Here is a 6,698-nt window from a genome sequence, read left to right on the forward strand (position 1 = left end):
ATAACATTGTATTGATTTTAAGTATTTTATTTATATCAAATCATACCACTATTTATAATATGGTTTTTCTTTGATTTTGCACGCTTTATAAGTAGTCGATATAATATCAATGATATTGTCTATACTGCATTTAGGCTTTTATAAATTTATAATGACTATTAGAAATAAATAAAATAAGACGGGATGTGAGTAATGGCAGGATATATTTTGGCTTTAGATCAAGGAACAACATCGAGTCGAGCGATATTGTACGATGATCATGCACGTCCGATTAAAATGGCACAACAGCCGACGACTTTAAAAACCCCAAAAGCAGGTTTTGTCGAACAAGATGCGCAACAAATTTGGCAAACCCAAATTAGTTGTGCGCATGATGTGATTAATCAGGCGGGACTACTTGCCACTGATGTTAGCAGTATTGCGATTACCAATCAGCGTGAGTCTATTGTTATTTGGGATAAGCAAACGGGTAAGCCTTTAGCACCTGCTATCATTTGGCAAGACAGACGCACCGCAAGTTACTGTAAAACGCTTGCCGCTGAGAGTACGACCAGTATGGCTCATGGCGAAAATGGCAGTCAAAGTGATATAGCAAGTGAAGTACAGCGTATCACAGGCTTACGTTTAGATCCCTATTTTAGCGCCAGTAAAATCGCTTGGTTGCTAGAAAATAATCCTAAATTGAGGGTGCGCGCCAATAAAGGTGAAATAGCCGTTGGTACTATAGATAGTTGGCTGATATATAAGCTAACAGGCGGCGAGCATGTTATCGATGTGACCAACGCGTCTCGCACCTTGTTATATGATATTCATAGGCTGGCGTGGTCAGAAGAGCTTTGCGCCCGTTTTGCGATACCCATGAATATATTACCCAAAGTTCTGCCATCTGACGGTGATTTTGGTAAAACCAAAAAAGGACTGTTTGCCAAACAAATCCCTATTCATGCGGTATTGGGTGACCAACAAGCGGCACTTTTTGGGCAAGGCTGCCTCGATGCTGGTATGGCAAAGAATACTTATGGTACCGGTTGTTTTATGCTAATGAATATTGGTCAAAAACCCAAACTCAGTGAGCATAAATTATTAACGACTATCGCGTGGCAACGAAAGTCTACGCCCACTCGTCCAGAAAACCTATCGTTTGAGAAAATTGTCCAGTCAGGCAAACGTATATTACAGCCACCAAAAAAAGAAGTGACTTATGCCTTAGAGGGTAGTGTATTTATGGCAGGTGCAATCGTTCAATGGTTGCGTGATAATCTGGGGATGATTAAGCAAAGCAGCGAGGTCGAGGACTTAGCACGGCAAGTCGATAGTAGTGAAGGTGTTGTGCTACTGCCGGCATTTACAGGGCTTGGTGCTCCTTATTGGCGCTCGGATATCAGCGCTAGCATCACCGGTATGAGTCGCGGTACGACTAAAGCTCATATTGCCCGTGCTGCACTAGAGGCTGTTGCCTATCAGACTTATGATGTGCTTATTGCGATGCAAAAAGACAGCCCTCATCCACTCACTGAGCTTAGAGTGGATGGCGGTGCTGCGAATAACGACTTACTGATGCAGTTCCAAGCAGACTTACTTGATGTGCCTGTATTACGCCCTAAAGATACAGAAATTACTGCTAAAGGTGCTGCTTTATTGGCTGGTTTAAAAACCGGTCTATACGATGAAGCAACGATGACAGCCTCATGGCAAGTCGATCGAATTTTCGAACCTATCATGTCCATGGATGTCCGTGAGCAGCATCTTAATAAATGGCAACAAGCAATCGATAGAGCGTTGAGAGTTATGTAAGTGATTGAAATACGTTTAACTACTGTAACAACTCAGTTAAAAATTACTTAAAACGCTAGGCTGACCTACAAGACTCTTAGAAAGATACAGGCTGTAACGCAAGACCATCGTAATCTGGACATAGTTTACATAATCTGTCTATCTGTCCTTACCTATGAATCCATATACTTTAGATGAATTAAGTAAAAGTTAAACAAGAAAGCAAATTAAATAAAAAAGACTGCTAGTTTTCTAGCAATAAATAAATCTAATAGATAACAAATCATTTAAGGATAATATTATGAATAACGATGGCCGCATTATAGATCCTAATAACCGTGTAGTTGATGAAGACTATCTTGAAGTAGGTGACAGAGAGCGAATTCTTGACGACAACGAGCGTAGATTAACCGGTAGTGATCATACGATAGATAATAGAGTCATCAGACATGAAGATGACAATATTATAGAAGATCATGACGGTATCGACCGCAGTGCAGTAAAACATATGTCGAAAGAAGCAAAAAAAGATTTGAATGCTGACATCATTACAGGTGAGCCAGGTTCACATCCAATAGGTACTGGTATTGGTGGTTTAGGCGGTGCCGCAGCGGGTGCAGCTATTGGTACAATGGCAGGTCCACTAGGTACCTTGATTGGTGGTGCTATCGGCGCTATCGTTGGTGGCGGTGCAGGTCATGCAGCAGCAGAAGCGATCGATCCAACCCGTGAAGAAGCTTACTGGCGTGCAGAGTATGCTAATGCTGATTATTATAAAGAAGGTCATGATTTTGACCGTGATTTACACCCAGCCTATGCGGTAGGTTATGCCAATCGCGCCCGTTATCCTGCTGATGCACGCTTTGAAGATCATGAGTCTGATCTAGAACGCTCATGGCATGAAGTAAAAGGTGAGTCACGTATGGAATGGAATGATGCGCGTAGAGCGTCACGTGATGCATGGAACCGTTTATCATAATCCATCTATTCAATTAATAGAGTACTCAATAGCAGAGATAGATAGCCTGATATTAATTAAGTACAACTAATAGCGTATTTAATTTAAGTAAGTAAACAATGCTAAAGCTTACTATCTCATTACTAGATTTAGTTCGATTGTATACTCCCTTTATTCAAGGGCAAAATAATCCAGTTTTATGCTATTTTAAAGCTTCCAAAGATTTCTTTGGAAGCTTTTTTGCTGTATATTACTATGTATGAATATACCTAGTGAAAATATAGCTGATTATCAAAAATAACGCTTGAAAATAATAATAGGTAATTTATGAGCAATAATATTGAAAGTAATCATAAGCAGTTTTATATAGCGACTGCTAACTTGCTCAATTTTGCCAACCCTAACCGACTTTACTATCCAAATGCCCCCGCTTATAGTTATCGTGAATACGAACATAAGCTACGTGGCATTACAGACTTATTAGCAAAAGCACATGCTGATATCATTGCAGTACAGGAAGTGTGGGACAGCAATGCACTTGAAGCATTGGCAGTGTCATTGGGTTTTAAGCCAGAACATGTAGTGATTCCGCTGGCAAGTAATGATAGTGCAAGTCCTTATACACAAGGTAAAGGGGCGCAAAATACGCCTGCTGTTGGTATTATTAGCCGATTTGAGCAATTAGAAAGTAGTTTGCTTGAAGAAATTGCCCCAAAAGCGGTAATTGATATCCCTGATATTGGTCCTTATCAGCGCTTTAATCGTCCGCCGCTCGTATTACGTGTCAATGCATTTGGGCAACCGATAACGATCATTACCGCGCATCTAAAAAGTAAACGTGCTTTTTTCTTGCGCGATGAAGCAGGCAATCTTTTAGAAGATATGGACGATCCAAATATCCGAGTCCGTGCCAAGCTTCGTAGTTTATGTATGCGTGCCGCAGAAGCAGCCTCTATTCGTATGTCTGTCATAGAGCGCTTACGACATACTCGTGAGCCATTGATTTTGTTGGGTGATATGAATGATGTCACTGATAGTGTCACCACCCAATTAATGACGGAGACAGGTGAAGTCAATTACGACAAAAGTATGCGCGACGTTGCATTGTTTGATGCTGCTCGTATCCAAGCGCGTTATGGCTGGATGAAAGATGTGGCATATACCCATATTTATCAAGGTATGCCAGAAGTGATAGATCAGTTATTTGTTTCGGAAGAATTTCTACCTGATAGTAAGTTTTCGCTTGGTCAGGTTGAACGAGTTGACTATTTTAATGACCATTTGAAGTGGGATTATGCAGATAGAGTCATCGATCATGGTATTATAAGAGCGAAAATAAAGCTGCACAATTAACTTTTTTTATAATTAGTTGATTAATTGTTTTCTAACCTATTCATGCCCCTTGCTTGAGAGTGTACAAGCGTTTATCATGCCTCTTCGTTGAGTGTAGTGGCGGTACTATTAGCCCAAATTACTGGTTGATAGAGGTGGCCCTTCGATTTAGGGCACATGCTATCCGATGAAGACTATATTTATAAAGATAGGGCGTAACATTAAGAGATTTCTCATGAGTGAAAATAAAGACGACAAAATTGAAGATGTACTGGTAGATTCGGAGCTGGCAAAAAAGCTGGTGCCTAATAAATTTAAATTTACCAGTCAGCAAGGCCGTGCACGCCGTCAAAAATTATTGATGGGTGCTAAAAAACTGAGTGAAACTAAAGCTATTAATGATATCACTTTAGCCGCTGTATGTGAAGAAGCAGGTATTCCAAGAGCCTCTGCTTACCATTTCTTCCCTAACATTGAAGCCATATTCTTAGCATTGCGCTTTTTGAATGCAATCGATATCTTAGAAGGGTTAACTACAGTCGAAACGGATAACTATGATAGATGGCAAGGCTATTTAACCGGACTCATTGATCGTTGTGTGAAGATTTTTGATGAAGATCAGACCAAAGCTAAATTGATTTATGGTACCAACACGCCTGATTTTGTAGGTGATAGTTTTGGCGAGCATATGGACCATCAAGTCGTTCAGCTGATCTATAAGCGCTTATCTGAGCGTTATGAAGTACCAAAGTTCGAAGATATTCAAGATGTATTGTTGATTACTTTTAGCATTGTTAACGCCATCTTTACCGTATCTTATCGCCGTCATGAGCGCATTACAGATAAGTATTTACAAGAAGCGAATACAGCATCTATCGCTTATTTACGCTGCTATTTACCAGAAAAACTACCACGTAAAAACCGTTAATCTGTATATTAAATTTGCAGATAGATATTGCATAAAAAATCCGACACTTAAATGTCGGATTTTTTTATGGCTAAATTTTATTCATTAGGTTTATAAAAAATTTGCAGCGGTTGATGTATCTACATCTGGTCGAGGGATGGTAACACTTGACCATTACAACGATCACCACTTGAATCTAGAGTCGCGTATTGCTCGTAATAACGTACGACAAGATCTTGTAAGGCAACATTCGTTTTAGAATCATGAGCATTGACGAAAGCTTCACGTGCCTGTTCAAGCCAGCGGTCTGCCATGCGGAAATGGCTGCCTGCCTGCCGTGAGCTATGCTCGCATTGGTCTGTCGCTGCCCAGATTAATGCCACTTCACTAAATGCTATTTCACGAGGAGCGCTTACGATACCGCCGCTGTCTTTGAGGGCGCTTAAATTCGCCCATAAATCAGGTCGCATTAGCGCCGATGTTTTTGGTATGTCTTCAATGAGAATAAGGTCTTTTTCCGTACCATTTTTTAACGCTTGCAGGATGGTTTCTGCAGATTGTGCTGCTTCTAGTCCGGCAGGTGAGCGGCTATTCATGCTGTCTTTATGGATGGCATAGTTGAGCCAAGCTTGAGCTTTGTAGGCAAAATACTGTTGATGTGCTGTCATGTTTGTTTGTTGATAATGTTGTAGCTCTGCCAGCATACAGCTCATAGCACGCTGCTGCGTAGTTTGGTTTTTATAGGAAGGTGTTAGAGTCTGACTTTGACAATAATCAGCTGTATTCATGGTGCCTATTTGAGTTGCAGAAGGTGCGCTTGATACGCACGAGGCAGTTGATAATAACAACACAGCTGACAATGCAGCATAGATAGGGTTTTTATAAGTGGCTACTTTAATAGCAGAATGGAGCATAATGTAAACACCTTATAGTGAATAGTAAGCTGATAGAGGTCAGTGCTGGTAGTTTGAGACTTAGTTAACAATTGTATTTAGAGCGACAGCGGCTGATTTTTGCGCTGGTAACAGTTTTATATTCCAGCGCAAAGTACGGTATTCAGAGAATGGAATTTTAACCATTTTTCCCTCCATTTTACGCATCAATGGTATATCTCCGTAATTCTTACCATCGATACTCGCTTGAGCGCTTGCTGGATTTGCTTCACCAGTAAAAGTCATATTAGCAGGAATAGGTAATACGACCGCTAAATCTTGAATATCTTTATTAATTATATTGCTATAAATAGCTTTATACTGGATAACTGCTCCAACTGGAGCCGTGCGAACTGGTATATAAATGATTATTCCTTCATCATTTTTAATGACTTGATTTGCGGTTAAGTCCATCTTTAATGTGTTACTGGCATGAGCGTTACTTAGCATTAGCATCGACGCTAAGTTAGCTAATAAAATACTGCGAAAAAAATTAAAACTTTTCATACCATATCCTTTATTAGCTTAATATTGATCAAACTGCTATTACTTCGATTGGTTTCTATGCATGTAAAGATTTAATAAAATCCAATTTTAGCTTTAGAACATTTTATTACAAATAATCACATAATATCACTAGAAGTAAAACAATAGTGGTTTTTAATGTGTAAAAAATAAAAACTTTATACGGAAAATACAGCTATACCAATTTATAATACTCCTAAGCACTTTACTAATGAAGGGAAAAATATTTATCAAGTATTTTTAATCATTAAATCTCTTCTATGTTATAACC

The 6,698-nt window shown here is 39.5% G+C and carries 6 protein-coding genes; 4 read left to right on the plus strand and 2 right to left on the minus strand.

What is annotated here, in order from left to right; genetic code table 11:
- Positions 1 to 192 precede the first annotated feature (192 nt).
- The 4 genes from glpK to CAN34_RS08165 all read left to right on the plus strand — a co-directional run bounded on the left by glpK (position 193) and on the right by CAN34_RS08165 (position 4,991).
- Positions 193 to 1,794 carry a glycerol kinase GlpK gene (glpK, locus tag CAN34_RS08150; protein ID WP_089555224.1) on the plus strand — a complete coding sequence of 534 codons (1,602 nt, stop codon included), beginning with the start codon at positions 193 to 195 and terminating at the stop codon, positions 1,792 to 1,794.
- A 487-nt stretch (positions 1,795 to 2,281) separates the two neighbouring features.
- Positions 2,282 to 2,752: a hypothetical protein gene (locus CAN34_RS08155; RefSeq protein WP_227516786.1), complete on the plus strand. Its 471-nt coding sequence runs from the start codon at positions 2,282 to 2,284 to the stop codon at positions 2,750 to 2,752.
- Positions 2,753 to 3,058: 306 nt separating this feature from the next.
- The gene (locus tag CAN34_RS08160; RefSeq protein ID WP_089555226.1) at positions 3,059 to 4,084 is read left to right on the plus strand and encodes an endonuclease/exonuclease/phosphatase family protein; all 1,026 of its coding nucleotides are present in this window, start codon (positions 3,059 to 3,061) and stop codon (positions 4,082 to 4,084) included.
- A 214-nt stretch (positions 4,085 to 4,298) separates the two neighbouring features.
- A complete protein-coding gene (locus tag CAN34_RS08165) occupies positions 4,299 to 4,991 on the plus strand; it encodes a TetR/AcrR family transcriptional regulator (RefSeq protein ID WP_089555227.1) in 693 nt (230 codons plus the stop codon).
- 119 nt (positions 4,992 to 5,110) lie between these two features.
- Here CAN34_RS08165 and CAN34_RS08170 read toward each other — a convergent pair whose 3' ends face one another.
- Entirely contained in the window at positions 5,111 to 5,884 is a 774-nt protein-coding gene (locus tag CAN34_RS08170; RefSeq protein ID WP_089555228.1) for a hypothetical protein, read from the minus strand.
- A 60-nt stretch (positions 5,885 to 5,944) separates the two neighbouring features.
- A complete protein-coding gene (locus CAN34_RS08175; protein ID WP_079692049.1) occupies positions 5,945 to 6,409 on the minus strand; it encodes a hypothetical protein in 465 nt (154 codons plus the stop codon).
- Between the last annotated feature and the right edge of the window lie 289 nt (positions 6,410 to 6,698).

It is taken from the genome of Psychrobacter sp. DAB_AL32B, assembly GCF_002224105.1.
Lineage (GTDB): Bacteria > Pseudomonadota > Gammaproteobacteria > Pseudomonadales > Moraxellaceae > Psychrobacter.

What these genes read in the sequence shown, in the direction of transcription:
- glpK (WP_089555224.1), top strand. Translation starts at nt 193, where the DNA reads ATGGCAGGATATATTTTGGCTTTAGATCAAGGAACAACATCGAGTCGA.
- CAN34_RS08155 (WP_227516786.1), top strand. Translation starts at nt 2,282, where the DNA reads ATGTCGAAAGAAGCAAAAAAAGATTTGAATGCTGACATCATTACAGGT.
- CAN34_RS08160 (WP_089555226.1), top strand. Translation starts at nt 3,059, where the DNA reads ATGAGCAATAATATTGAAAGTAATCATAAGCAGTTTTATATAGCGACT.
- CAN34_RS08165 (WP_089555227.1), top strand. Translation starts at nt 4,299, where the DNA reads ATGAGTGAAAATAAAGACGACAAAATTGAAGATGTACTGGTAGATTCG.
- CAN34_RS08170 (WP_089555228.1), bottom strand. Translation starts at nt 5,884, where the DNA reads ATGCTCCATTCTGCTATTAAAGTAGCCACTTATAAAAACCCTATCTAT.
- CAN34_RS08175 (WP_079692049.1), bottom strand. Translation starts at nt 6,409, where the DNA reads ATGAAAAGTTTTAATTTTTTTCGCAGTATTTTATTAGCTAACTTAGCG.